Below are 24060 nucleotides of genomic sequence, written 5' to 3'. Positions count from 1 at the left end.
TGCCCGTCCGCGGTGGTACCCGGGCCCGGGTACCACCGCGGACGGGCACCGTAGGGTCGATGGCATGACCATCCATGCGCAAGCCCTCCTGTTCGACAACGACGGCACTCTCGTCTCCTCCCTCGAATCCGTGCAGCGCTGCTGGACCCGGTGGGCCGTCGAGTACGGGATCACGGCCGAGGAGTTCGGGCGGATCGAGCTGCACGGCCGCCCGGCCGCCGAGATAGCCGCCGACCTGTTGCCCGCCCATGTCGTGCCCGAGGCCGTCGCACGGATCGAGGACCTGGAGGTGGAGGACGTGCCGAACGGCGGGGCGATCCCGCTGCCGGGCACCCGGGACCTCCTCGGCGTGCTGCCGGCCGAACGCTGGGCCGTCGTCACCTCCGCGACCCGGCGGCTGGCCGAGGCCCGCCTCGCCGCAGCGGGCATCCTGCCCAAGACCCTCGTCGCCGCCGACGACATCACCCGGGGCAAGCCCGACCCGGAGCCCTACCTGCTCGCCGCCCGCGCCCTCGGCGTGGACCCCGCCCACTGCGTCGTCTTCGAGGACGCCCCCGTCGGGCTCCAGGCGGGCCGGGCGGCCGGGATGACGACCGTGGCCTTGGCCACAACCCACCAGGCCCACGAACTGACCGCCGATCTCGTGGTCGGGGACCTGTCGGCGCTGTCCGTACTGGTCACGGACGCCGGGGTGGAGATCACCGCACGCCCCTGACGTGCGATCACGGGCGTCCACGGCTGTCCGGAATGTGGACAGTCGTGTCCGGTCAGGACCGAACATCTGGTTTACTGCTCGCATGACCACGACGAGCGACCGCATCCCCGCAACCGAGGCGCGTGTGCCGCTCGGTGCCGGATGTATGTGTCCGCTCCGAATGTGCGCCTTCTAGAGGGCCCCCGCAGCATCTGAGCCTCGCGCCCCGAAGCGAGAGCCGGTCCGTCGTACCCGCAGGCGAGTCCCCGAGTCCCGCGTGCGCGACCGGACCCCGCCCCGCGTGCACGTCTTCCCACCGTTCCTTTCGCGGCGCTCGCGAGAGGCCGTGCCGCGTCCGGGCCGTTCCCGGCCCCGCACGCTTCGCCCCTGAATGCCTCGTGCCCGGCGCCCACGACGTGCCGCGCACTCGACAGTGACGGATACCCACGTGATCACCACCTCGGGCCTCACCAAGGTCTACCGCTCGCGCGGACGCGAGGTCACCGCCCTGGACGGCGTCGACCTGCACGTCCGCGAAGGCGAGGTCTACGGCGTCATCGGTCAGTCCGGTGCCGGGAAGTCCTCGCTCATCCGCTGCGTCAACCTGCTGGAGCGCCCCACCTCGGGCACCGTGACCGTCGCCGGACAGGACCTCACCGCCCTGGCCGGACGCGGGCCACGGGCCGGCCGGGAACTGCGGCGGGCGCGCAACCGCATCGGCATGGTCTTCCAGCACTTCAACCTGCTGTCCTCGCGCACCGTGCAGGACAACGTCGAACTGCCATTGGAGATCCTCGGCCGGTCGGGCAGGGAGCGTTCCCGCAAGGCGCTGGAACTGCTCGACCTGGTCGGCCTCGCCGACAAGGCCAAGGCGTACCCCGCCCAGCTCTCCGGCGGGCAGAAGCAGCGCGTCGGCATCGCCCGCGCCCTGGCCGGCGACCCCAAGGTGCTGCTGTCCGACGAGGCCACCAGCGCCCTCGACCCGGAGACCACCCGCTCCATCCTGGCGCTGTTGCGCGACCTCAACCGCCGGCTCGGGCTGACCGTCCTGCTCATCACGCACGAGATGGACGTCGTGAAGTCGATCTGCGACTCGGCCGCGCTGATGGAACACGGCCGCGTCGTCGAGTCCGGCACCGTCACCGAGCTCCTGGCGACCCCCGGCTCCGAACTGGCCTCCGCGCTGTTCCCGGTCGCCGGCGAGGCCTCGGGCGACCACCGCACCGTCCTGGACGTCACCTTCCGGGGCGAGAGCGCGACCCGGCCGGTCATCTCCCAGCTGTCCCGCGCCTACAACATCGACATCTCGATCCTCGGCGCCGCCATCGACACCGTCGGCGGCCTCCAGGTGGGCAGGATGCGCATCGAACTCCCGGGCCGCTACGAGGACAACGTCGTACCGGTCGGCTTCCTGCGCGAACAGGGGCTGCACATCGAGACCGTCGAACCGAGGGCAACGGCCCGGCAGGCGGACCGGGCGCCGTCGGCACTCGTGAAGGAGGAGGCCAAGTGACCTGGTCCGAGATGCAGCCGCTGCTGGAACAGGCGTGTGGGGAGACGCTGGTCATGGTCGGCTGGTCGACCCTGGTCTCCGTCGTCATCGGCCTCCCGATCGGTGTCCTGCTCGTCCTCACCGACAGGGGCGGACTGCTGCAGAACGGCCTGGTGAACAAGGTCATCGGGCAGATCGTGAACGTCGGCCGCTCGATGCCGTTCATCATCCTCATGGTCGCCCTGATGAGTTTCACCCGCTGGATCACCGGGACGACCATCGGCAGCGCGGCCGCGATCGTGCCGCTCGCCATCGGCGGCATCCCCTTCTTCGCCCGGCTCGTCGAGACGGCCGTACGCGAAGTGGACCACGGGCTCGTCGAGGCCGTGCAGGCCATGGGCGGCAACACCTGGACCATCGTCCGCCGGGTCCTCGTGCCCGAGGCGCTGCCCTCGCTGATCGCCGGCACCACCACCACGGTCATCGCCCTCATCGGCTACTCGGCCATGGCCGGCACCGTGGGCGGCGGCGGACTCGGCGACCTCGCCGTCCGCTACGGCTACCAGCGCTTCGAGACCGGACTGATGTGGATCACCGTGGCGCTCCTCGCCGTGGTCATCTCCCTCATCCAGTTCGCCGGCGACCACGCCGCCCGCTCCCTGCACCACCGGGGCGGCCGCCAGGGCTCCGGGCCGAGGCTGCGGCTCCTCAAGGCCAAGGAGCCGGAGCCCGCGACGGCCGACGCCGGCAAGGTCGCATAACCCCCCCTGTACCTCACTCCCCCGCCAGGCCCCGCCCCCCCCGGACGGGGTCGCACCACCCATCAGGAAAGGCACTTTTCGTGCGTAACGCCACCAAGTCCACCGCCGCTGTCCTCGCCGCCGGAGCCCTCACCCTCGGGCTCACCGCCTGCGGCTCGGAGGAGGAGTCCGGGTCCGGCACCTCCGGCCCGCTGATCGTCGCCGCGAGCCCCGTGCCGCACGCCGAGATCCTCACCTTCGTCAAGGACAACCTGGCCGAGGAGGCCGGCCTCGACCTCGAGGTCAAGGAAGTCACCGACTACGTCACGCCGAACACGTCGACGGAGGACGGCTCGGTGGACGCCAACTACTTCCAGACCAAGCCGTACCTCGACGACTTCAACAAGAAGAACGGCACGCACATCGTGTCCGTCGGCGACGTGCACCTGGAGCCGCTCGGCCTCTACTCCGAGAAGGTCGAGAAGGCCGGCGAGCTGAAGAGCGGCGCGACCGTGGCGATCCCCAACGACACCATCAACGAGGGACGCGCGCTGCAACTGCTCGCCGCCAACAAGATCATCACGCTCAAGGACGGCGCCGGCTACGAGGCGACCCCCTCGGACATCACCGCGAACCCGAGGAAGCTCCAGTTCAAGGAGCTGGAGGCGGCCCAGACGCCGCGCGCCCTGGCCGACGTCGACGCCGCCGTCGTCAACGGCAACTACGCCATCGGCGCCGACCTCGAGCCGGCCGAGGACGCCCTGGTCCTCGAGTCCGCCGACGGCAATCCGCACAGCAACTTCCTCGCCGTCAAGGAGGGCAACGAGGACGACCCGCGCGTGAAGCAGCTCGCCGAGCTCCTCACCTCCGACGAGGTCAAGAAGTTCATCGAGGACACGTACGCGGGCTCCGTCGTCCCCTCCTTCTGAACCGTTCCCACCACCGTCCGCGCGGCGGCCACGGCGGTCCGTGCCGCGCCCGGCACCCGTTCGGCACTCTCGGGGTCCACTCCGGTACACGGAGTGGACCCCGTGGTGCGGCCCGGTGCTTTCATGCTGCATGCTGGGCAGCTCAGCGGTATCTGACGGTCACGAAGGTTATGGAGCGGCGCATGACGAGCAGCACCTTCCCCAACATCTCCATCAGCACGGAGCGGTTGGTGCTGCGTCCCCTCGACGAGGACGACGTGTCCACCCTGACCGAGATGATGAACGACGAGCAGATCACCGCCTGGACCGACGTCCCCCAGCCCTTCACCGAGCAGGCCGCCCGCACCTGGATCACCGAGTACGCCCCCGCCGAACGCGCGGCCGGACGCGGACTGGACCTCGCCGTCACGGAGTTCCTCACCCAGCGTCTGGTGGGCGTCATCCAGCTCACCAAGACCAACTGGCACGTCCGGTCCACCGAACTCTCGTACATCGTCGCCCCCTGGGCACGCGGCGAGGGCTACGCCTCCGAGGCCGCCATGGCCACGGCCCAGTGGCTCTTCGGCGACCAGAAGCTGGAACGCGTCGAGCTGCGCACCGCCGCCGACAACACCGCCTCGCAACAGGTCGCCCAGAAGATCGGCTGCATCAGCGAGGGCGTCCTGCGCAACGCCTGTATAGCCCACGTCCGCGGCGACGACGGCGTCTGGACGGACGTACGCACCGACTTCATCGTGTGGAGCCTGCTGCCGGAGGACCTCGAGGGCTCGGCCGAACACCTGGCCGACACCGGACAGTTCACCGCCTTCACCGACTGGAGCTGAACCCCTCCCGGGGGACGGCCGACAGTAGGTCACCCCGGTTGATGGCTGTACCAGGTACTCTCACCAAGCCCGCCCGTCCGCCGGTGGAGCGGCCGACCGCGCCCCGCACACCCAAGACGTTCCGCGCACACCAGGAGACTGACAACGATGGCCGACCGGGTCACGGTGATCGGCTGGGACGGTTCGCCGCTGACCGCAGCGGCCCGCGCCGCACTGGGCGCCGCCACCCTGGTGGCAGGCGCCGCGCACCACCTGGAACTCCCCGAGGTGCCCGCCGGCGCCGAACGCATCCGGCTCGGCAGCGCCGCCCTGGCCGCCCGCCGGGTCGCCGGCCACCGCGGCACGGCGGTGGTCCTCGCCGACGGCGACCCCGGCTTCTTCGGTGTCGTACGGACCCTGCGCGCCCCCGAGTTCGGCCTGGAGGTCGAGGTCGTCCCCGCGGTCTCCTCCGTCGCCGCCGCCTTCGCCCGAGCAGGGATGCCCTGGGACGACGCACACGTGGTCGTCGCACATCCCCGAACCCTGCGACGCGCGGTGAACGTGTGCCGGGCCCACACCAAGGTGGCGGTTCTCACCTCTCCCGGCGCCGGCCCCGCCGAACTGGGCCTGCTCTTGGAGGGCGTCCACCGCACCTTCGTCATCTGCGAGGAGCTCGGCACCGCGCGCGAGCAGGTCAGCGTCGTCACCTCCGACAAGGCCGCCGACCACACCTGGCGCGACCCGAACGTCGTCATCGTCGTCGGCGGCCAGGGCGCCGCCTCCGCGGCCGGCGGCTGGATCGCCGGCCGCGACCCCGCCACCGGCCCGCGCGGCTGGACGCTGCCGGACGACGCCTACGGCGGCGACCTCGGCGAGGGCGAACGGGAGCCGCTGCGTGTCTCCCAGCTCGCCCGGCTCGGACCGATCCCCGGTGACCTCGTATGGGACATCGGCTGCGGAAGCGGCGCCTTCGCCACCGAGGCGGCGCGGGCCGGTGCCGCGGTCATCGCCGTCGACAGCGACCCGCGGGCCTGCGCGCGCACCGATTCCACCGCCCGTCGGCACGGCGTCCAGCTCCAGATCGTGCAGGGCACCGCCCCGCAGGCGCTGGAGGACCTCCCCGAACCGGACGTCGTCCGGGTCGGCGGCGGGGGAGCGGCCGTGGTCCTGGCGGTCACCGACCGCCGCCCGCAGCGCATCGTCACGCACGCCGCCACCCGCGACGCCGCCGAACGGATCGGCCGGGAACTGTCCGAGCACGGCTACCGGGTCGAGTGCGCCCTTCTGCAGTCCGTCGAACTCGACACCAGGGCCTGGACGGAGACCGAGCGGAGCGTCGCGTTCCTGCTCAGCGGCGTACTGCCGACGCGTACTTCCTGATCGCGCGGCCCTGTTCCGGGGCCGTCCCCGCGATCGGGTTGTCGTACCGCTCGCGGTAGGCTGACCGATCGTTGTACCGCAACTCGGGCGCCGCCGACTCGTCGGTCGATGCCCTGAAAACACGTCCGTTCCGAGGCGTGTGTGGTACGGCACAACCCAAGGACGCGCAACGTGGCGCAGTCCACAGCGGAACCGTCGCGGATCGAGCTGACGCGGCGGTCGTGCGGCAGCGACAATGCCTGTGAAGGGCTTTGTCGCCATTTTTGGGCAGGCTGTTCGTGCCGCTGGGGACGCACGCTCGTTCTTCAGTGTGGGGCGGTCGGGTGCGCCGTTCCGGGTGAGCTGGTCGTAGGAGCACTAACCGATGGGCGAGGGGTACGCATGACCGACACCGGCCGGGTCCCGGGCGAGGAACAGCCGGAGAACGCAGGCATGGTGGAGCAGCCGGGCGTTCCCGCGCCCGACTCGTACACCTACCTCTCCGGGAGTTCCGCCGAGGACGAAGAGCTGCTGCTGCCCGGCGCCCAGGGCGCCTGGGGCAACGAGGTCGCCCCACCCGCGCCGGAGCCGGTCGTCGAGACCGTGCACGAGCCGGGGCCGCACGAGACGGGCGGCCGGGACACCGGCTCGGTCGACCTCGGCGGTGTCCGGCTGCCCGAACCCGGGCAGCCGCAGGTGCCCGGTCCCGCGGTCACGCACGAGTCGCAGACCCCGGCCACACCGCGCCGTCCGCTGCACCTCGGCCCGCCCATCCCCAGCACCACCGCCGGCCCGGTCCGCTCCCTCGCCGACCGCGGCCCGGCCGACGTGCCGGTGCGCCAGGTCGGCCCGCCGACCGTCGGCCCCGAGTATCTCGACGTGTCGCGCACCCGGGAGACGGCCCCGCAGACGGTGCAGTCCTGGAGTGCCCGTGCCACGGTGGGCGCGACCGTTCAAGCGGAAACGGTTGCTCCGCCTCAGCAGTCCATGGGCGCCGCCCAGGCGCTGGTCGCACGTGTCGCGACGGAGGCGGGCGCCGGCCAGCCGCAGAACGCGCCGCAGGCCGCGGCCGCGGCGGAGGACTGGCAGGGCGCCACGGGAGACTCCGAGGGCTCCTCCGTACCGACGGCCGATGCGACCGGGCCCGATACGGGTTCGGGTACAGACCCGCATTCGGGTGTGAATGCGGGCGCGGGTGAGGGGCCGGCGGCCGGTGGGGCCGCCGGGCGGCCCGAGAACCCCGGATACGAAGCCGGACCCGCCGCGGACGCCGTACCGTTCCTCGTCCCGGACGCGGGTCAGGGCGCCGAGCCCGTTCCTGCGTCGGCTGTCGGGGCGCAGGTGCCCGACGAGCTGCAGGCTCCCGAGGCGGAGGCCGCCCCCGTCGTCGCCGTGCCACCGGAGGCTCCGGTCCAGGAGGCCGCGGCCGCCCAGGTGCCGGAGGGTGTCACCGCCACCGACGGACCCGACGTCACCTCCGCGGTGGCCCACGAACCCCAGGGCCCGTTCACCGGCCCGGCAGGCCCGCAGGCAACCACCGCTGCCGCCCGGAGCGACGGCGACGCCGAGGCCCCCGCACCCGCCGAACCGGACGCACCCGCCGACGAGGCGCAGGTTCCCGAAGCCGCGGTCCTTCGAACGCCCGAGCACGCCGAGGCACCGGAGTCCGTCGTCCCGGCCCTGGACGCAGCGCAGGCCCCCGGTACGGAGCAGGCCCCCGGTACGGAGCCGACTCCTGGCACGGAGCCCGCTCCCGTCGCGGCAGCCGAGCCGGTGGCCGAGGGAGCGAGCGGCCGGTACGTCCCGGCCGCGCACCCGGTCCAGGGGCCCCAGCAGTCCCCGGCCACCCCTTCCGCCCCGCCCGCCCAGGAGGCGTGGACGCCGCTTCCCGTGCCGCCCGCTCCGTCGGGTCCCGAGGCCCCCGACACCGGCCCGACCGCTCCTGCCGCGGCCTCGCCCGCTCCGGACGGCACCGACACGCCGCTTCCCGGCAGCGTTTCCCCGGCGGCGGTGCCGGACCAGACCCTGGGGGAGTTCGTCCCCGTCGAGGGAGTCGTGCCGACCACCCCGCACCTCGCGCCGGCCCCGCCGCAGCCCCTGAACCTCCCCACCGAGGAACAGCCGGAACAGCCGGCGCCGGAGGCCGCCGGTCCGGTCCCCGCGCCGCGCCGCGCCGACACCGGCGCCGTTCCCGTGGCTCCCGACCCGGAACAGGCCGCCGAACCGCCGGCCCAGCAGGGACTCACCGGGAACGAGCCGGCCGAGCACCCGCCCACGGAGACCGAACCGACCCAGTCCGAACCGGCCCAGTCCGAACCGGCCCAGTCCGAGCCGGCCCAGCCCGTACTCGCCCAGAACCCCGACGACCTCGACACCCGGGGCGCCGGGCCGGCGGACGCCGGGCCGCCCGCCGGCCCCCCCGCCCCCGGCTACGACGACGCCGAGCGCGCGGCCGTACAGAAGGTCATGCGGGAGCGCCGGGACATCCGTAACGGCTTCCGTGACGACCCCATCCCGCACGAGGTCCTGCTCCGCGTCCTGGAGGCCGCCCACACCGCGCCCTCCGTGGGCCACTCGCAGCCCTGGGACTTCGTCGTCATCCGCTCCGCCGAGACCCGGCGCAGCATGCACGAACTGGCCGAGCGCCAGCGCGACGCCTACGCACAGTCGCTGCCCAAGGGCCGGGCGAAGCAGTTCAAGGAACTGAAGATCGAGGCCATCCTCGACACCCCGGTGAACATCGTCGTCACCGCCGACCCGACCCGCGGCGGCCGGCACACCCTGGGCCGGCACACCCAGCCGCAGATGGCGCCGTACTCCTCCGCCCTGGCGGTCCAGAACCTGTGGCTCGCCGCGCGCGCCGAGGGCCTCGGGGTCGGCTGGGTCAGCTTCTTCGACGAGCGCGAGATGGTCCGCTCACTGGGCCTGCCCGAGCACCTCGAAGTGGTCGCCTACCTGTGCGTGGGCTACGTCGACGAGTTCCCGGACGAGCCCGAGCTGATGCAGGCAGGCTGGTCCAAGCGCCGCCCGCTGTCGTGGGTCGTGCACGAGGAGACGTACGGCAGGCGCGTACTGCCCGGCGAGGAGCCGCACGACCTGCTGGCCGAGACCGTCGCGCAGATCCGCCCGCTGGACGCCAAGGCGCTCGGCGAGGCCTGGGAGCGGCAGAAGCGGATGACCAAGCCGGCCGGCGCGCTCGGCATGCTGGAGATCATCTCCGCGCAGCTGTCCGGACTGTCCCGCCAGTGCCCGCCGCCCATCCCGGAGCCCGCGGCCGTCGCGGTCTTCGCGGGCGACCACGGTGTCCACGCCCAGGGCGTCACCCCGTGGCCGCAGGAGGTCACCGCCCAGATGGTGGCCAACTTCCTCGGCGGCGGAGCGGTCTGCAACGCGTTCGCCACCCAGGTGGGCGCCGAGGTCTGCGTGGTCGACGTCGGCGTGGCCTCCGACCTTCCGGCCACCCCGGGACTGCTGCCGCGCAAGGTCCGCGCCGGCACCTCCGACATGACCGCCGGCCCCGCGATGACCCGCGAAGAGGTCAAGCAGGCCATCGAGGTCGGCATCGAGACCGCCCGCGACCTGGTCGCCGCCGGCAACAAGGCGCTGCTCACCGGTGAGATGGGCATCGCGAACACCACCGCGTCCGCCGCCCTGATCTCCGTCTTCACCGGCGTGGACCCGGGCGAGGTCACCGGCCGGGGCACCGGCATCAACGACGAGACCCTGGTCCGCAAGACCGACGTCGTGCGCCGCGCCCTCGAACTGCACCAGCCGGACCCGGCCGACCCCGTCGGCGTCCTCGCCGCCGTCGGCGGGTTCGAGCACGCGGCCATGGTGGGCCTGCTCCTCGGCGGCGCGTCCCTGCGTACGCCGGTGATCCTGGACGGCGTCAGTGCCGGGGCCGCGGCCCTGGTGGCCCGTGCCATCGCCCCCGAGGTGCTGGCCGCCTGCATCGCGGGACACCGCAGCGCCGAGCCCGGCCATGTGGCCGCCCTCAACAAGCTGGGCCTGCGCCCGCTGGTCGACCTCGACCTGCGCCTCGGCGAGGGCACGGGCGCGCTGCTCGCCCTGCCGATGGTGCAGAGCACCGCGCGCGCCATGCACGAGGTGGCGACGTTCGACTCGGCCGGCGTCACCGAGAAATAGAAGCAGAGGGAGCAGGCACCCCGGAGCGGGTGGGGCGCGACGGCCGGTGTTCCGTCGTCGCCGTCCCACCCCCGCCGTACGCTGATTCCGCAACCACCTACCCACACACCCCACGTCAGGGCCGCTCCGGTGCCGTAGCGCCCCTCGCCGCCCGCCTGTACGAGGAGCCGCAGCCTCATGGCCGAACACCCCGCCTACCCCGTGGGCCTCCGCCTCACCGGCCGTCGAGTCGTGGTGCTCGGCGGCGGCCAGGTCGCCCAGCGCCGGCTGCCCGCCCTCATCGCGGCCGGCGGGGACATACTCCTGATCTCACCCGAGGCGACACCTTCCGTGGAGGCGATGGCGGACGCCGGTGAGATCACCTGGGAGCGGCGCCGCTACACCGAGGGCGACCTCGAGGAGGCCTGGTACGCGCTGATCGCCACCAGCGACGGCGAGGCCAACACGCGTGCCTCCGCCGAGGCCGAACGCCACCGCGTCTGGTGCGTCCGCGCCGACGACGCGGACCGGGCCACCGCCTGGACCCCGGCCACCGGGCACAGCGAGGGCGTCACGGTCGCCGTCCTCACCACGAACGCCAAGGGCCGCGACCCCCGCCACACCGCCGCGATCCGCGACGCCGTGGTCGAGGGCCTGCGCGACGGCACACTCGTCGCCCCGCACCACCGCACCCGCACCCCGGGTGTCGCCCTCGTGGGCGGCGGCCCCGGCGACCCGGACCTGATCACCGTGCGCGGACGCCGGCTGCTCGCCGAGGCGGACGTCGTCATCGCCGACCGGCTCGGCCCGCGCGATCTGCTGGCCGAACTCCCGTCGCACGTCGAGGTGATCGACGCGGCGAAGATTCCGTACGGCCGGTTCATGGCGCAGGAGGCCATCAACAACGCGCTGATCGAACACGCCCGGCAGGGCAAGTCGGTGGTCCGGCTCAAGGGCGGCGACCCGTACGTCTTCGGCCGCGGCATGGAGGAGCTCCAGGCGCTCGCCGAGGCGGGCATCCCGTGCACCGTGGTCCCCGGCATCTCCAGCTCCGTCTCGGTCCCCGGCGCCGCCGGGATTCCGGTCACCCACCGCGGCGTGGCCCACGAGTTCACCGTGGTCAGCGGCCACGTCGCGCCCGACGACGAGCGTTCCCTGGTCGACTGGCCGTCCCTGGCGAAGCTGACCGGCACCCTGGTGGTGCTCATGGGCGTCGACAAGATCGGCCGGATCGCCGAGACCCTCGTGGCGCACGGCAGGTCGCCGGACACCCCGGTCGCCCTCGTCCAGGAGGGCACCACGGCCGCCCAGCGCCGCGTCGACGCCACTCTCGCCACGGTCGCCGAGACCGTCCGCGCCGAGGAGGTCAGGCCGCCGGCGGTCATCGTCATCGGTGAGGTCGTGCACGTCGGCCCCCCGGCCGCGCAGGCTCCGGAACCTTCGCAGCCCTCTCAGTCCGCGCAGCCCTCGTAGGCCTGCGCAGGCCTCACGGATCCCGGGCGACGCACCCGAAAGCAACCCCCGGTGACGCGGCCGGACCCGGCCGTCGGCACCACACCACCCAGGACAAGGCAGTATCACCCCCGTGGCCGATCTCATCACCGTCGAGGACCCCGACGACCCGCGCCTGCACGACTACACGGGCCTGACCGACGTGGAGCTGCGCCGCACACGCGAACCCGCCGAGGGCCTGTTCATCGCCGAGGGCGAGAAGGTCATCCGACGCGCCAGGGACGCGGGCTACGAGATGCGCTCCATGCTGCTCTCGGCCAAGTGGGTCGACGTCATGCGCGACGTCATCGACGAACTCCCCGCGCCGGTCTACGCCGTGAGCCCGGAACTCGCCGAACAGGTCACCGGCTACCACGTGCACCGCGGCGCGCTCGCCTCCATGCAGCGCACCCCCCTGCCCACGGCGGCCGAACTGCTGCACACCGCCCGCCGGGTGGTGATCATGGAGGCGGTCAACGACCACACCAACATCGGAGCCGTCTTCCGCTCGGCGGCGGCCCTCGGCATGGACGCGGTCCTGCTGTCCCCGGACTGCGCCGACCCGCTCTACCGCCGCAGCGTCAAGGTCTCGATGGGCGCGGTCTTCTCCGTGCCGTACGCCCGGCTGGACAGCTGGCCCAGGGGCCTGGAACCGGTCCGGGAGGCGGGCTTCACGATCCTGGCCCTGACTCCCGACGAGAAGGCCCGCAGCCTCGACGAGGTCGCCCCGCACCGGATGGACAGGGTCGCCCTGATGCTGGGCGCGGAGGGCGCCGGACTGACCCCCCGGGCCCTGGCCGCCGCCGACGAACGGGTCCGCATCCCGATGTCCCACGGCGTCGACTCGCTCAACGTGGGCGCGGCGGCCGCGGTCGCCTTCTACGCGGCGGCGACGGGCCGGCCGACGGGACGGGACGCGGTGAGCCCACCGGCACCGTGAGCACACCGAGGCTGCCGGGTCGCGGCGCGGACACGGGCCGCGGGCGGGCGACCGGGCAGGGGCCCGGGCGGTGACGCAGGCCGCGTCGGCGGTCCCGGGCCGGCCCCTGTCAGCCCTGGATCAGGGCGATGCCGACCGCGACCACCAGCGTCACCACGACGAACACGAACAGTCGCTGCGCGAGCAGCCGCGGATTGGCCGGCCGCAGGCCGGTACCCCTCGTCCGGGGCCCGGGACGACGGGAGCCGGTGCCCGACCGCGTCGAGTTCCGCGACCCCGACGCGGACCGGGAACCCGACGTCGACCGTGACCCGGACGCGGACCGGGAACCCGACGTCGACCGTGACCCGGACCGGGACGGCCGGCCGCCGCGCGAGGCTCCACCGCGCGAGGCACTGCCGCCGCGCGACGACGGCACACTCCGGTCGCCGCGCCGCGGAGGCGCCCCGCCCCCGGCCGGCCCCGTACCGCGACCCGGGGCCGCGCCGTGCGGCGGGGGAGTGGCCTGCCCTTCGGACGCACCCTGCTGCCCCGTCGCGCGACGCTGGGCACGGTCCGGGTAGGTGTCGGCCAGGCGCCCGGCCGCCCGCTCCGACTCCGCGCCGCGCGGAGCCGGCGGACGTACGTCGGCGAAGCCCTGCCCCTCCCGCGTGGCGATCTCCTTGAGCCGCAGCGACAGCTGGAGTGTGCTGGGCCGCTCCTCGGGATCCTTCGCGAGGCACGCGCGCACGAGCGGCGCCAACGCGTCCGGGACGTCCTGGAGATGAGCCTCCTCGTGCACCACGCGGTACAGCATCACCTCCGAACTGCCGTGCCCGAAGGGTGAGTCGCCCATCGACGCGTACGCCAGCGTGGCGCCCAGCGAGAACACGTCCGTGGCCGGTGTGACGGCCGCGCCCCGCACCTGCTCCGGCGCGAGGAAGCCGGGCGAGCCGACCGCCGTACCGACGTGGGTGAGCGTCGAGGCGCCGGTGGCCCAGGCGATGCCGAAGTCGATGATCCGCGGCCCCTTCGGGGACAGCAGGATGTTGGACGGCTTCAGGTCCCGGTGCACGACTCCGGCCTCGTGCACGGCCACCAGCCCTTCCGACAGGGCCGCGCCGACCGCGGCGACCTCGGCCGCGCCGAGCGGCCCCCCGTCGGCGACCCGGTCGTGCAGCGACGGGCCGGGAACGTACTGCGTGGCGAACCACGGCCGGTCCGCGTCCAGGTCGGCGGCCACCAGACGGGCCGTGCACCCGCCACGGATGCGGCGCGCCGCGGACACCTCCCGCGCGAACCGCGAACGGAACTCCTGGTCCTCCGCCAGATCGGGCCGGATGACCTTCAGCGCGACCCGCTGCCCCTTCTTGTCGGAGCCGAGATAGACGACGCCCATCCCGCCCGCGCCGAGCCGTCGGTGAAGTCTGAAAGAGCCGACGACGCGCGGGTCCTCGCGCCTCAGGCGCATCATCACCATGTTCATCCCCGCTGCCCGGTCCTGTGACGTGCCACAGCTTACGTTTCCCCGGGCGCCCTTGCGCAGAGGCCGCGCCCTCTCGGAGCGGCGGATTGTCAGTGGCGGGTGGGAGACTTGAAGAGTGGTCGGGGGACGTGCGGGCAGGCCGGGTCCGCAGGTCGTCGTGGTCCCAACCACTCGACACCGAAGGGGGATTGGTCAAGTGAAGGGTGACCGGGTGGAGATAGTCGTGGACGCCGGGGACACGACGCGCACGTACGAGGTGGTGGCGAGCAGGGCGGGCCGCAGAGTGGAAACAGCGGTGCGCCGGGGTGTGGTCGAAGTGAGTGAAGTCACGCGTACGGGAACGGCGGTGCGCACGGCCAGGTTCATGGCGAACCGGGTTCTCGCGCTGGTCGAGCACCCGGTGCCGCGGGTGGACGACTCGGAGACATGAGCGACGAGAAGGGCGGACCGGACGCCCCCTCGGGGATGTCCCTGACACGGAGGAGCCCGTCTCCACCCAGGGGAGTACGCCGCAGGTCACGGCTCATCCTCCGGGAGGCCCGGCAATCGGTACGAGGGCATGACGTGCGGGAAGCGCCGGGCCCCTAGATTTGAGGTCGAGCGGCGGGTGCGGTACTCGTCCCCCGAGGTCCGGACGCCCGCCGCTGCCAAAGGTCCGCACACGGCACCCGAGGCACCACGACAACAAGAAACGGTCAGGAGAGGGGTCATGGCCCACACGGCATCGCGGACAGTCGTCCGCACACGGGCATACAAGGCGGGCGCCGCCATGTTCCGCCCGAGCCGCGAGGGCCGTCGCCACCCCGTGGTGGCGACACTGATGGCTCTTCCCCTGGCGGTCCTGCTCCTCCTCGTCTTCGACGGGTGGGAGACAGTGGCCATACAGGCGTCGTCCGTGGGAGAGATGCTGGGGCGCTGAGCGGCGACCCCAGGCCCGGAAGAGCGGTCCGGGCGGGGACATCCACCCATGAAACCCCGTGGGGACGGGGGTGCGGCGGACGGCAGGAATGCCGGCGCAGCTGGGGAGCTGCGCCGGCATCTTTTCGCGCCTGAACCGGCGCGCGCTTCCGCGGAGGCGGTCGCCGTCCGTGGGGGTTGCCCAACGAGTGGCTGCGGTGCATGCGGGTCTGCTGCGGCGGGCGTGTTCGTGAGTGTCGCCGGGTAGCGCATCCGTCACCGCCCGCCGGCGCCTCGTCACTACGGGCAGCCGTGTCTCCCTCCGCGTCACCGGCCAACGCCGGCCACACCCCCGCGTACCCTCTCCCCAGGCCGCACCCAGGGAGCTCCATGACAGCCACCACCCTCCTTCCCGAACTCGCCGCCCGGGCCGAAGGCGTCGCCCACGCCCGTACCCCCACCTGCCCCTGCGGAGCGAGCCGCACCCTCGCCGACCGCCCCGACGGCACCGTCGTCCGGCACGCGGACACCGTCGCGAAGGCCCACGCACCGGACGCCGACGCCGCCGGGCTGACCCGGCGCCTCGCCCTCGCCTCCCACCTCCCGGACGTGTTCCTGCCCCCGCTCGGTCCGGCACCGGCCGATCTGCACGGCAGGCTCGTGACCTTCTGGCCGTACGGCACCCCGGTCGACCCGGACGACCCCGACGCCGCCCCCTGGGAAGCCGTCGGCACCCTGCTCGCCCTGCTGCACCGCGCACCCGTCCCCGACCCGGCGCCGGTCATGCGCGGTCCCCTCAAGGCGGCCCGTGCCGTCGCCGGGCTCCGTGCGGTCGGCGCCCACCCGGCCGTGGCCCCCGTACTGGCTGCCTGGGCGACCCTGCCCGCATGGGCGCGCGCCGAAGCACCCATGCCGCAGCCGGCCGCGCTGTGCCACGGCGACCTCCACCTCGGCCAGCTCGTACGGGTACCCGGAACGCGGGTATCCGGAGCGTCCTGGCGGCTGATCGATGTCGACGACCTGGGTGCGGGCCTCCCGGCCTGGGATCTCGGGCGTCCCGCCGCCTGGTTCGCCTGCGGGCTGCTGGAGCCGCAGGAGTGGGGGCGGTTCCTCGACGCCTACCGGGCCGCAGACGGGCCCGCACTCGACGCCGGCGATCCCTGGACCGTCCTGGACGTCCCGGCCCGCGCCCTCACCGTGCAGACCGCCGCGCGGACGGTCACCAAGGCGGTGGCGGACGGGCGGCCCCTGGACGAGGTGGACCACGCCCTGATCGACGCCTGCCGGCGCATAGCCGCGGCCCCAACCGAATTGGCGCACGAATCGTCGAAGTAGGGTACAACCGACCGCAGTCGGACAGAAACTGTCCTGGAGATACCTGAAGCAGGTCCGACCGGCGAGGAGTTGAACCGATCATGCAGTGTCCGAAGTGTCGTGCGCCGATGCACACCTACAACCGCAACGGTGTCCAGATCGAGCAGTGCAGCGGCTGCCGAGGGATCTTCCTCGACTACGGCGAGCTGGAGTCGCTGACCCGGCTGGAGAACCAGTGGTCCCAGCAGGCCGCACCGCCGCCCCCCGCCGCCCCGCAGGCGTACCCGGCACCGCCCCAGCCCGCGTGGGGCGCCCCGCACGGCGGCCACCAGGGCGGTCACCACCACGGCCACCACCGGAACAAGGGCTTCGGCCGCATGCTCTTCTCGTCCTGAGCGGGTCCTGACACGACGACGGAACCCCCGGCCGCCTGAGCGGCCGGGGGTTCCGGGCGATGTGGACGATACTGGGATTGAACCAGTGACCTCTTCCGTGTCAGGGAAGCGCTCTCCCGCTGAGCTAATCGTCCTCGGGACCACGGTCACTCCGAGGAGCGGACCATGGGCGGTGCGTGCGCGATACTGGGATTGAACCAGTGACCTCTTCCGTGTCAGGGAAGCGCTCTCCCGCTGAGCTAATCGCGCGGAGGATCCGAAGATCCAGTGGACGATACTGGGATTGAACCAGTGACCTCTTCCGTGTCAGGGAAGCGCTCTCCCGCTGAGCTAATCGTCCATGGAGGTGGAGACGGGATTTGAACCCGTGTAGACGGCTTTGCAGGCCGTTGCCTCGCCTCTCGGCCACTCCACCAGGAGTGCGGGGGCCCGGGAGGCCCCCGATCCTTCGAGCGGACGACGAGGTTCGAACTCGCGACCTCAACCTTGGCAAGGTTGCGCTCTACCAACTGAGCTACGTCCGCCTGCCGGTCCGGTCCGCTTGCGCGTTCCGGCGACGTGGTGAACTCTAGCGGATTCCGGGGCCAGCACAAAAACCCGTTTGTGCAGCGTGCTGCGCTGCGCCTGCTCACGGACACGGCCGGGCCACCTCGACGACCCCCGCCCTAGACTCGACGGTGTGCTCGATCCGACACCCCTCGCCCGCTTCGGCAGCCGCGTCGCCACCGGCCTCCTCGACGTAACCGACGATCCGGCCGCCCTGGAGTCGCAGGGATTCTGGGCCGTCTGCGCGGACTTCGAGGGCCGTCTGACCTGCGCGCGCTTCCGCGACGTACGCGAGCAGCAGGTGCCCGCGCCGGTACCGGGCGGCTGGCGCGGGCCGGCGGCCGGTGACTGGACGTCCTCCCTGGACCACGCCGCGTACGTGGCCGGAGTGCGGCGCGTCCGCGAGCACATCGCCGCCGGCGAGGTGTACCAGGCCAACCTCTGCCGTGTACTCTCCGCTCCCGTCCCGGCCGACGCCGACGTGGACGCCCTCACCGCCCTGCTGGCCCGCGGCAACCCGGCGCCGTACGCAGGAACGATTCGCCTGCCGGGGTACGGTGTGGAGATCGCCACCGCGTCGCCCGAGCTCTTCCTGAGCCGCGAGGGGCGCGTCGTCGCATCCGGGCCGATCAAGGGCACCGGACGCACCGAGGCCGACCTCCTCGAGAAGGACTACGCCGAGAACGTGATGATCGTCGACCTGGTCCGCAACGACCTCGGCCAGGTCTGCGCCACCGGCAGCGTCACCGTGCCCGACCTGTGCGCCGTCGAGAAGCATCCTGGGCTGGTGCACCTGGTGTCGACGGTGCGGGGCGAACTGCGCTCCGGGGCCGGCTGGCCCGAGCTGTTCGCCGCCGCGTTCCCGCCCGGCTCCGTCACCGGCGCGCCCAAGTCGAGCGCCCTGCGCATCATCGACGCCCTGGAACCGGTGCCCCGGGGCCCGTACTGCGGGGGCGTCGGCTGGGTCGACGCCGACCGGGGCACCGCCGGTCTTGCGGTGGGCATCCGCACCTTCTGGATCGACCGGGAGCCGGACGGCCGCGCCCTGCTCCGGTTCGGCACCGGAGCCGGCATCACCTGGGGTTCCGACCCGGAGGGGGAGTGGCGGGAGACCGAGCTGAAGGCATCCCGGCTGCTCGCGGTAGCGTCGGGCAGGCACGAGGTGAGTGAAGGGACCCTGAGGTGAAGATCTGGCTCGACGGCGGGCTGCAGGACATCGAGTCCGCCCGCGTCTCCGTCTTCGACCACGGACTGACCGTGGGCGACGGCATCTTCGAGACGGTGAAGGCCGTGAACGGCAGGCCGTTCGCGCTGACCCGGCATCTCGACCGGCTGGCCCGCTCGGCCCGGGGCCTCGGCCTGCCCGAACCCGACCTCGGCGAGGTCCGCCGCGCCTGCGCGGCCGTCCTCGAGGCCAACCCGATGCCGCTCGGCCGGCTGCGCATCACCTTCACCGGCGGCCACGGTCCCCTGGGTTCCGACCGCGGCGAGCACGGCCCGACCCTCGTCGTCGCCCTGGGCGACACCACCCGCCACCCCGACTCCACCGCCGTGATCACCGTCCCGTGGACCCGCAACGAACGCGGCGCGCTCACCGGCCTGAAGACCACCTCCTACGCCGAGAACGTCGTCGCCCTCGCCCGCGCCCGCGAACAGGGCGCCTCCGAGGCGCTGTTCGGCAACACCGTCGGCCGGCTCTGCGAGGGCACGGGGTCCAACGTCTTCGTCGTCCTGGACGGCGAGATCCACACCCCGCCGGTCGCCTCCGGCTGCCTCGCGGGCATCACCCGGGCGCTGGCCGTCGAGTGGACCGGCGCCGCCGAGAGCGATCTGCCGATGGACGTCCTCCAGCGGGCCGACGAGGTCTTCCTCACCTCCACCCTGCGCGACGTGCAGGCCGTGCACCGCGTCGACGACCGCGAACTGCCCGGTGCCCCGGGCCCGGTGACGGCCAAGGCCATGCGGATCTTCGACGAGCACGCGGCGGCCGACCTCGACCCGTGACGAGGCCGGGGTCCGTGCCCGGACCCGGTGCGTGACATGCGGCTGATCCGAGCGGCCGCAGGGGGTAGAACTTCCGTGATGACCACGACCCTGCGGCCGGCCGAGCCGCTCCAGCAGAATCCCGACGGCACGCGCTCCCGCCACTACCAGGTGTGTGTCAACAGCCGTCCCGTCGGACGCATACACCTCGGTACACATCCCGTCTTCGGCGACGCCGTGGCCCGGATCATGAGCCTGCGGATCGAGGAACCGGACCGCAGACGCGGCCGGGGCACGGTGGCCGCGCTCGCCGCCGAGGAGATCGCGCGCGGCTGGGGCTGCCGCCGCATCGAGGCAAGGGTCCCCGCCGAGGGGGAGGGGACGGGGGCGGCCGGGGCCGCCGGGCCCGCGTTCCGCCTCGCCACGGCGCTCGGCTACGTCGTGCGCAACTACACCATGGAAAAGGCGCTGGGGGACGTCCCGCCCGCCCTGCCGGAGGGCAGCAGCGGACGGCCGATGACCGACGCCGAGTACGGCCCGTGGTCGGCCGCGAGCGAGGCGGAGTACGCGCGGAGCTGGACCGAACGCGGTGTGCCGGAGTCCGAGGCGCGGGCCAAGGCGGCCGAGGACCACGCCGCCCTGCTGCCCGACGGACGGGACTCGGAGGGCATGATCCTCAGCGTCCTCGAACAGGAGGGCGCCCCCGTGGGCACGCTGTGGCTCTCGGTACGCGGGGAACAGGCCTTCGTGTTCGACGTCGAGGCCGGCACCGCGCACCGCGGCCGGGGGCACGGACGCTCCCTCATGCTGCTCGCCGAGGCGCAGGCGATCGCCGCGGGGAAACGTGTCATCGGGCTCAACGTCTTCGCGGGCAACACCCCGGCGGAGCGGCTCTACGCCTCACTCGGCTACGGGACGACGCAGTGCACGATGTACAAGCACCTGCTGTAGGGGCCGGGCGAAGGAGCTTCCCGGTCAGCCGTCCCGCTCGGCGAGGAGCCGGTCCGCGATCTCCTCGACGCGCTCGCGCAGGCCCTCCTGGCTCTTGCCGCCGTCGAGACGCTCGCCGCCGATGACATAGGTCGGGGTGCCGGTCACCCCGATCGCCTTGCCCTCGGCCTGGTCGGCGTCCACGATCAGGATGTGCCGGCCGTCGATCAGCGCGGTGTCGAACTCCTCGGCGTCCAGTCCGAGTTCCCGGGCGGCCTCGACCAGGAAGGGTTCGCCCTCACGGCCCAGTTCCTCGGCCCGTCCCAGCACGGCCTCGGCGTAGGCCCAGCCCTGCCCCTGCCCGGCCGCCTCCTCGAAGGCCTGGGCGGCGGCGAAGGAGTGCTTGTGCTTCTCCAGCGGGAAGTGCCGCAGCCGCAGCTCCAGACGGTCGCCGTACCGGGCGCGCAGGGTGTGGAGATCGTCGAGGGCGTCACGGCAGTCCGAGCACTGCAGCTCGCACCACACGTCGAGCACGGGGGCGGCGGCACGGCCGGGGGAGGAGTCACTCATGACCGACAGTCTTCCAGCCCCGCCCCGCGGCACCCAACCGGACCTGGGGACCGACGGGCCCGCGGGCCCGTCACGGCGGTTCACGTCGGAGGGGCCGACGGCATGCGGTCACAGAGCGGAGGAGGAAGTCGACGCGATCCGGGTCCCCCCGCCCGGGCGGAGCCGCACACGGGGGAGTGCACAGCACCGGCACCTGCGGAGGAGCCGACCCGGAGATGTCCCTGATCTGCGGCCGGAGCATGGCCCGGTGGGGTCCGGAAGGTGCAGGATGGAAAGGACGAAGTGCCCGATGCCGCCGAACCCCGCCTGGAGGACCGGATGATTGCCGAGACCGTCTGCTCCGCCGTTTCCGCGGCAGGCCTGGGCATCGCGCTGGTCACCGCCTACCGCAAGCGCTTCCTCACCGCGACCCGCGTCGCCGCCTACGCGCTCGTCCCCATCGGCCTGGTGATGACCGGTGTCGTCGAGTGGCTGGCCGACACCGCCATCAGCCCCACGGCCTGGGCGGGCTTCGGCGTGCTGGGCCTGTCCTGGGTGCTGTTCATGACCACGCGCGCGGTGGAGCGCCGGCGCGGCGGCACCCGCCAGGAGCGGAAGGAACGCAAACAGCAGCGCCGTACGGCCGACGCGTCCGCGCAGCCCGGGGCAGTGGCACCCACGGCATCGGCCCCCTCCCTGGGCCCCGGCTCCCGCCAGGCCGCGCCCCGGCCCACGGCCGCGCCCAAGGGCGACGACGACTTCAGCGACATCGAGGCGATCCTCAAGAAGCACGGCATATGAAGGTGGCGTGGACAGGCGCACCGGGTGCCGCACCGCAGGTGACGGGTGTGACGCGGAAGCGGACGGAAACGGGCCGAAGCGTCACAGACAGTCCCGGGGCGTGCGTAAACGATCACAACCCGGACCATGACTGGCGGAAACGACGCGCGGGCGTTCAGTCCGTGAGGGGTGATCGCATCGAGTGCTCTCGATGCGTCATGATCGCCGCGAGATGCTGGACACGACACAGAGCGAGGCCGCGCCGCCGCAGGACGAGCCGCGTGGATGCCTCTTCGCCCTTTCCCAGCCACCGCTGATGATCTTCCTTGCGGTGATCGGGTGTCTGCTGCTCACGGCTGCCCTGCACGACCTGCTCTGGCTGTGAGCCGTACCCGCGGTACCCGGCGCCACCCGTCGGGACCGCGTCGGCACGGCATCGGAGGGTCCGTCGTCCGTGCGCCCGGCTTACGCGGCTCAGCCGGTTCGCCCCGGTCGCGTACGGCCCGGAGTACGGCCTCTTCCCGCTCCGTACGCTCAGCCCGCCGCCTCCTTGCGTCGCGCCCGGTACGCGGCGACGTGCAGGCGATTGCCGCAGGTGCGGCTGTCGCAGTAGCGGCGTGAGCGGTTGCGGGAGAGATCGACGAAGGCGTGCCGGCAGTCCGGGGCCTCGCAGCGCCGCAGCCGCTCCTGCTCACCGGCGACCACGAAGAACGCCAGCGCCATCCCGCAGTCGGCCGCCAGATGATCACTGACCGAGGCACCGGGGGCGAAGTAGTGCACGTGCCAGTCGTAGCCGTCGTGGTTGGTGAGCCGGGGCGTGGTGCCCGCGGCCGCGATCAGCTCGTTGATCAGTTTGGCGGCACTGTGGGCGTCGGGGGCGGCGAAGACCGATGCGAACCGTCCGCGAATCCTGCGCACCGCCGAGAGGTCGAACTCCGTGAGGACCCCGACCTCGCTGACCTCGTGGCTGCGCACGAAGGCCTCGAGAGCCGGGACGTCCGGCAGTCCGTCCGGTGCCGAGTCGTCCTCCGGCGAGGAGTTCACCAGATCCACCACGGTGTCCAGCGCACACCGGGTGTCGTGGGTGATCAGCACGATTCGCTCCCTGGCCTGAGGGTCGGGCGGGCGCCCGCCGATGCTGGCCGATGGTAGTGGCTCCCGCGGGCCCGTGAGCGCTCCCCGCTCGCACACGGCTGAGAGCAGCTGGGAAACGCCCATGAGCCCACCAGGGTTTCCTGCCGAGACCGCGCGCAGCACAACGGCGCCGTCCGCGGTATCCCGCGGCGTCGGCGCCGTTGTGTGCCGTCGCACGGCTGTCAGGGCCCGAGCCGTCACCCCGAGTCGACGGCGCCGGGCAGTTCGGTGAACCCTCGCCTAGCTTTCCGCCAAAATGTGCGAGAGCTCCTGATCGAGATCGAAGTGCCGGTGTTCCGTGCCGGGGGGCACGGCGGCGTCCGTACGCTTCAGGAAGGACTCCAGAGCCCGTGCCGGGGCCTCGAGCAGAGCCTCGCCCTCCGGAGAGCTCAGGGCGATGCAGACGACGCCCTGGCCATGACTGCGCGACGGCCAGACGCGGACGTCGCCGGTGCCCGTGGGGCGGTGAAGCCCTTCGGCGAGGAGGTCGCGGGCGAACACCCACTCGACGGTTTCCTCGGCTCCGGTGTGGAAGGTGGCGTGCACGGCGTAGGGGTCGGCCGTGTCGTACCGCAGGCCTGCGGGGACAGGCAGGGAGGACTCGCTCGACACAACGAGGCGCAGGTGCAGCTCGCAGCTGACCGTGGTGTTCATAAGCGCCAGGGCCTTTCGCTCAGTGTGCGCTCGGGGATTCGCACGTCGGCGAAATCGACATGCCACCTACGGTGCCGTTGTAAACCCCTCTGAGCGGTTTGCATGGATTTGCGTAACTCAACCGGCCGAGAGATCGTTCGCGAACTGCGCCCGTTCCGGTGACGTGATGGGCTCCGGTAGTGTTTGGCTGTATGAACACGGGGAGTGACACACCCGGCGAGGCGGCCATGACGGCGGATCGAGCGGGAATGGACAGGACCGACCAGGCATCGGACGAGCGGGCGCTGGGGTCCAGGGCGCCGGCCTTCGTCAAGGCGCGCCGCACCTTGCATCTGAGCTGGCAGGTGGGCGTCTTCATCGTGGGGCTCGCGGTCGTGGTGGCCGGCGCCGCCATGCTGGTGCTCCCGGGGCCGGGCTGGGTGGTGATCTTCGGCGGCATGGCGATCTGGGCGACCGAGTTCGTCTGGGCCCAGCTGGTGCTCCGGTGGACCAAGCGCAAGGTCACCGAGGCGGCACAGCGCGCACTCGATCCCCGGGTGCGGCGCCGGAACATCATCCTGACCTCCCTCGGGCTCGTGATCGCGGCCGCGCTGGCCGGGGTCTACCTGTGGAAGTTCGGCCTCGCGATGCCCTGGAAGATCGAGAACCAGTGAGCCCCGGCGGGGGCGTCGCCACCGGTCCCCGCCCGTCACGGGCACTCCCTGACATGGGGTAATGTTCTTCCTGCGTCCGGGCGATTAGCTCAGTGGGAGAGCGCTTCGTTCACACCGAAGAGGTCACTGGTTCGAACCCAGTATCGCCCACCGGATCGCGCCGCGGCCCGGCTCACCGACAGTGAGC

23 protein-coding genes and 6 tRNA genes are annotated in these 24060 nt (G+C 72.6%); 20 read left to right on the top strand and 9 right to left on the bottom strand.

What is annotated here, in order from left to right; all coding sequences use genetic code 11:
- The first annotated feature begins 64 nt into the window (after positions 1-64).
- The 9 genes from ACFWVE_RS04775 (at position 65) to ACFWVE_RS04735 (ending at position 12573) form a co-directional block, all read left to right on the top strand.
- Positions 65-715 carry an HAD-IA family hydrolase gene (locus ACFWVE_RS04775; RefSeq protein ID WP_384008226.1) on the top strand — a complete coding sequence of 217 codons (651 nt, stop codon included), beginning with the start codon at positions 65-67 and terminating at the stop codon, positions 713-715.
- Between the two features lie 427 nt (positions 716-1142).
- Complete coding sequence (locus tag ACFWVE_RS04770) at positions 1143-2207, top strand: methionine ABC transporter ATP-binding protein (RefSeq protein WP_384008224.1); 1065 nt, start codon at positions 1143-1145, stop codon at positions 2205-2207.
- Complete coding sequence (locus ACFWVE_RS04765; protein ID WP_384008222.1) at positions 2204-2947, top strand: methionine ABC transporter permease; 744 nt, start codon at positions 2204-2206, stop codon at positions 2945-2947. Before ACFWVE_RS04770 ends, ACFWVE_RS04765 begins: the two co-directional genes overlap by 4 nt.
- 80 nt (positions 2948-3027) lie before the next feature.
- Complete coding sequence (locus tag ACFWVE_RS04760; protein ID WP_384008220.1) at positions 3028-3855, top strand: MetQ/NlpA family ABC transporter substrate-binding protein; 828 nt, start codon at positions 3028-3030, stop codon at positions 3853-3855.
- A gap of 182 nt (positions 3856-4037) precedes the next feature.
- On the top strand, positions 4038-4679 hold the full coding sequence (locus ACFWVE_RS04755) for a GNAT family N-acetyltransferase (RefSeq protein WP_384008218.1): 642 nt from the start codon (positions 4038-4040) through the stop codon (positions 4677-4679).
- 147 nt (positions 4680-4826) lie between these two features.
- Complete coding sequence (gene cbiE, locus ACFWVE_RS04750) at positions 4827-6038, top strand: precorrin-6y C5,15-methyltransferase (decarboxylating) subunit CbiE (protein WP_384008216.1); 1212 nt, start codon at positions 4827-4829, stop codon at positions 6036-6038.
- Positions 6039-6419: 381 nt separating this feature from the next.
- On the top strand, positions 6420-10163 hold the full coding sequence (gene cobT, locus ACFWVE_RS04745; RefSeq protein ID WP_384008214.1) for a nicotinate-nucleotide--dimethylbenzimidazole phosphoribosyltransferase: 3744 nt from the start codon (positions 6420-6422) through the stop codon (positions 10161-10163).
- A gap of 177 nt (positions 10164-10340) precedes the next feature.
- Positions 10341-11615 (top strand): uroporphyrinogen-III C-methyltransferase, encoded by a 1275-nt coding sequence (gene cobA / locus ACFWVE_RS04740; RefSeq protein WP_384008212.1) that lies wholly within the window; start codon positions 10341-10343, stop codon positions 11613-11615.
- Between the two features lie 112 nt (positions 11616-11727).
- Positions 11728-12573: a TrmH family RNA methyltransferase gene (locus ACFWVE_RS04735; RefSeq protein ID WP_384008210.1), complete on the top strand. Its 846-nt coding sequence runs from the start codon at positions 11728-11730 to the stop codon at positions 12571-12573.
- Positions 12574-12682: 109 nt separating this feature from the next.
- Here the strand turns inward: ACFWVE_RS04735 and ACFWVE_RS04730 are convergent, their stop codons facing one another.
- A complete protein-coding gene (locus ACFWVE_RS04730; RefSeq protein ID WP_384008208.1) occupies positions 12683-14038 on the bottom strand; it encodes a serine/threonine-protein kinase in 1356 nt (451 codons plus the stop codon).
- A gap of 196 nt (positions 14039-14234) precedes the next feature.
- Here ACFWVE_RS04730 and ACFWVE_RS04725 point away from each other — a divergent pair, with 196 nt between their 5' ends.
- The 4 genes from ACFWVE_RS04725 to ACFWVE_RS04710 all read left to right on the top strand — a co-directional run bounded on the left by ACFWVE_RS04725 (position 14235) and on the right by ACFWVE_RS04710 (position 16644).
- Positions 14235-14468: a hypothetical protein gene (locus ACFWVE_RS04725; protein ID WP_042174947.1), complete on the top strand. Its 234-nt coding sequence runs from the start codon at positions 14235-14237 to the stop codon at positions 14466-14468.
- Between the two features lie 279 nt (positions 14469-14747).
- Positions 14748-14957: a hypothetical protein gene (locus ACFWVE_RS04720; RefSeq protein WP_384008206.1), complete on the top strand. Its 210-nt coding sequence runs from the start codon at positions 14748-14750 to the stop codon at positions 14955-14957.
- A gap of 368 nt (positions 14958-15325) precedes the next feature.
- The gene (locus ACFWVE_RS04715; RefSeq protein WP_384008204.1) at positions 15326-16270 is read left to right on the top strand and encodes an aminoglycoside phosphotransferase family protein; all 945 of its coding nucleotides are present in this window, start codon (positions 15326-15328) and stop codon (positions 16268-16270) included.
- An 80-nt stretch (positions 16271-16350) separates the two neighbouring features.
- Positions 16351-16644, top strand: a complete 294-nt coding sequence (locus tag ACFWVE_RS04710) for a zf-TFIIB domain-containing protein (RefSeq protein WP_384008202.1) — start codon at positions 16351-16353, stop codon at positions 16642-16644.
- A gap of 62 nt (positions 16645-16706) precedes the next feature.
- Here ACFWVE_RS04710 and ACFWVE_RS04705 read toward each other — a convergent pair.
- From ACFWVE_RS04705 to ACFWVE_RS04685, 5 genes are all read right to left on the bottom strand, one after another.
- A tRNA-Val gene (locus ACFWVE_RS04705) sits at positions 16707-16778 on the bottom strand.
- Between the two features lie 43 nt (positions 16779-16821).
- Positions 16822-16893, bottom strand: a tRNA-Val gene (locus ACFWVE_RS04700).
- 19 nt (positions 16894-16912) lie between these two features.
- A tRNA-Val gene (locus ACFWVE_RS04695) sits at positions 16913-16984 on the bottom strand.
- Position 16985: 1 nt separating this feature from the next.
- Positions 16986-17059, bottom strand: a tRNA-Cys gene (locus ACFWVE_RS04690).
- A gap of 36 nt (positions 17060-17095) precedes the next feature.
- Positions 17096-17168: transfer RNA gene (locus ACFWVE_RS04685), tRNA-Gly, on the bottom strand.
- A gap of 155 nt (positions 17169-17323) precedes the next feature.
- On the opposite strand from ACFWVE_RS04685, the gene ACFWVE_RS04680 reads away from it, so the two are divergent.
- The 3 genes from ACFWVE_RS04680 (at position 17324) to ACFWVE_RS04670 (ending at position 20124) form a co-directional block, all read left to right on the top strand.
- The gene (locus tag ACFWVE_RS04680; protein WP_384008200.1) at positions 17324-18376 is read left to right on the top strand and encodes a chorismate-binding protein; all 1053 of its coding nucleotides are present in this window, start codon (positions 17324-17326) and stop codon (positions 18374-18376) included.
- Complete coding sequence (locus ACFWVE_RS04675; RefSeq protein WP_384008198.1) at positions 18373-19194, top strand: aminotransferase class IV; 822 nt, start codon at positions 18373-18375, stop codon at positions 19192-19194. The genes ACFWVE_RS04680 and ACFWVE_RS04675 overlap by 4 nt, the downstream gene beginning before the upstream one ends.
- A gap of 78 nt (positions 19195-19272) precedes the next feature.
- Positions 19273-20124, top strand: coding sequence for a GNAT family N-acetyltransferase (locus ACFWVE_RS04670; RefSeq protein WP_384008197.1), 852 nt, complete (start codon positions 19273-19275; stop codon positions 20122-20124).
- 24 nt (positions 20125-20148) lie between these two features.
- Here the strand turns inward: ACFWVE_RS04670 and ACFWVE_RS04665 are convergent, their stop codons facing one another.
- On the bottom strand, positions 20149-20673 hold the full coding sequence (locus ACFWVE_RS04665; RefSeq protein ID WP_384008195.1) for a DsbA family protein: 525 nt from the start codon (positions 20671-20673) through the stop codon (positions 20149-20151).
- Between the two features lie 318 nt (positions 20674-20991).
- On the opposite strand from ACFWVE_RS04665, the gene ACFWVE_RS04660 reads away from it, so the two are divergent.
- Complete coding sequence (locus tag ACFWVE_RS04660; RefSeq protein WP_384008348.1) at positions 20992-21453, top strand: hypothetical protein; 462 nt, start codon at positions 20992-20994, stop codon at positions 21451-21453.
- Between the two features lie 190 nt (positions 21454-21643).
- On the top strand, positions 21644-21817 hold the full coding sequence (locus ACFWVE_RS04655) for a hypothetical protein (RefSeq protein ID WP_257850312.1): 174 nt from the start codon (positions 21644-21646) through the stop codon (positions 21815-21817).
- Between the two features lie 149 nt (positions 21818-21966).
- Here ACFWVE_RS04655 and ACFWVE_RS04650 read toward each other — a convergent pair whose 3' ends face one another.
- On the bottom strand, positions 21967-22527 hold the full coding sequence (locus ACFWVE_RS04650) for a CGNR zinc finger domain-containing protein (RefSeq protein WP_384008193.1): 561 nt from the start codon (positions 22525-22527) through the stop codon (positions 21967-21969).
- 279 nt (positions 22528-22806) lie between these two features.
- Positions 22807-23220, bottom strand: coding sequence for an SsgA family sporulation/cell division regulator (locus tag ACFWVE_RS04645; RefSeq protein ID WP_004002642.1), 414 nt, complete (start codon positions 23218-23220; stop codon positions 22807-22809).
- Between the two features lie 191 nt (positions 23221-23411).
- On the opposite strand from ACFWVE_RS04645, the gene ACFWVE_RS04640 reads away from it, so the two are divergent.
- Both ACFWVE_RS04640 and ACFWVE_RS04635 read left to right on the top strand, forming a co-directional pair.
- The gene (locus ACFWVE_RS04640) at positions 23412-23873 is read left to right on the top strand and encodes a TIGR02611 family protein (protein ID WP_384008191.1); all 462 of its coding nucleotides are present in this window, start codon (positions 23412-23414) and stop codon (positions 23871-23873) included.
- 78 nt (positions 23874-23951) lie between these two features.
- Positions 23952-24023 (top strand) — tRNA-Val (locus tag ACFWVE_RS04635).
- The last annotated feature ends 37 nt before the right edge of the window (positions 24024-24060 follow it).

This window comes from Streptomyces sp. NPDC058632 (genome assembly GCF_042717095.1).
Classification (GTDB): domain Bacteria; phylum Actinomycetota; class Actinomycetes; order Streptomycetales; family Streptomycetaceae; genus Streptomyces.
Note: the sequence above shows the minus strand (reverse complement) of the source record. Positions and strands in the feature narration are given on the sequence as shown.

Bases quoted from the DNA above. Each gene is read 5' to 3' on its own strand.
- ACFWVE_RS04775 (WP_384008226.1), top strand. From the start codon at position 65: ATGACCATCCATGCGCAAGCCCTCCTGTTCGACAACGACGGCACTCTC.
- ACFWVE_RS04755 (WP_384008218.1), top strand. From the start codon at position 4,038: ATGACGAGCAGCACCTTCCCCAACATCTCCATCAGCACGGAGCGGTTG.
- cbiE (WP_384008216.1), top strand. From the start codon at position 4,827: ATGGCCGACCGGGTCACGGTGATCGGCTGGGACGGTTCGCCGCTGACC.
- cobT (WP_384008214.1), top strand. From the start codon at position 6,420: ATGACCGACACCGGCCGGGTCCCGGGCGAGGAACAGCCGGAGAACGCA.
- cobA (WP_384008212.1), top strand. From the start codon at position 10,341: ATGGCCGAACACCCCGCCTACCCCGTGGGCCTCCGCCTCACCGGCCGT.
- ACFWVE_RS04730 (WP_384008208.1), bottom strand. From the start codon at position 14,038: ATGAACATGGTGATGATGCGCCTGAGGCGCGAGGACCCGCGCGTCGTC.
- ACFWVE_RS04720 (WP_384008206.1), top strand. From the start codon at position 14,748: ATGGCCCACACGGCATCGCGGACAGTCGTCCGCACACGGGCATACAAG.
- ACFWVE_RS04715 (WP_384008204.1), top strand. From the start codon at position 15,326: ATGACAGCCACCACCCTCCTTCCCGAACTCGCCGCCCGGGCCGAAGGC.
- ACFWVE_RS04710 (WP_384008202.1), top strand. From the start codon at position 16,351: ATGCAGTGTCCGAAGTGTCGTGCGCCGATGCACACCTACAACCGCAAC.
- ACFWVE_RS04670 (WP_384008197.1), top strand. From the start codon at position 19,273: ATGACCACGACCCTGCGGCCGGCCGAGCCGCTCCAGCAGAATCCCGAC.
- ACFWVE_RS04665 (WP_384008195.1), bottom strand. From the start codon at position 20,673: ATGAGTGACTCCTCCCCCGGCCGTGCCGCCGCCCCCGTGCTCGACGTG.
- ACFWVE_RS04660 (WP_384008348.1), top strand. From the start codon at position 20,992: ATGATTGCCGAGACCGTCTGCTCCGCCGTTTCCGCGGCAGGCCTGGGC.
- ACFWVE_RS04655 (WP_257850312.1), top strand. From the start codon at position 21,644: ATGCGTCATGATCGCCGCGAGATGCTGGACACGACACAGAGCGAGGCC.
- ACFWVE_RS04645 (WP_004002642.1), bottom strand. From the start codon at position 23,220: ATGAACACCACGGTCAGCTGCGAGCTGCACCTGCGCCTCGTTGTGTCG.
- ACFWVE_RS04640 (WP_384008191.1), top strand. From the start codon at position 23,412: ATGAACACGGGGAGTGACACACCCGGCGAGGCGGCCATGACGGCGGAT.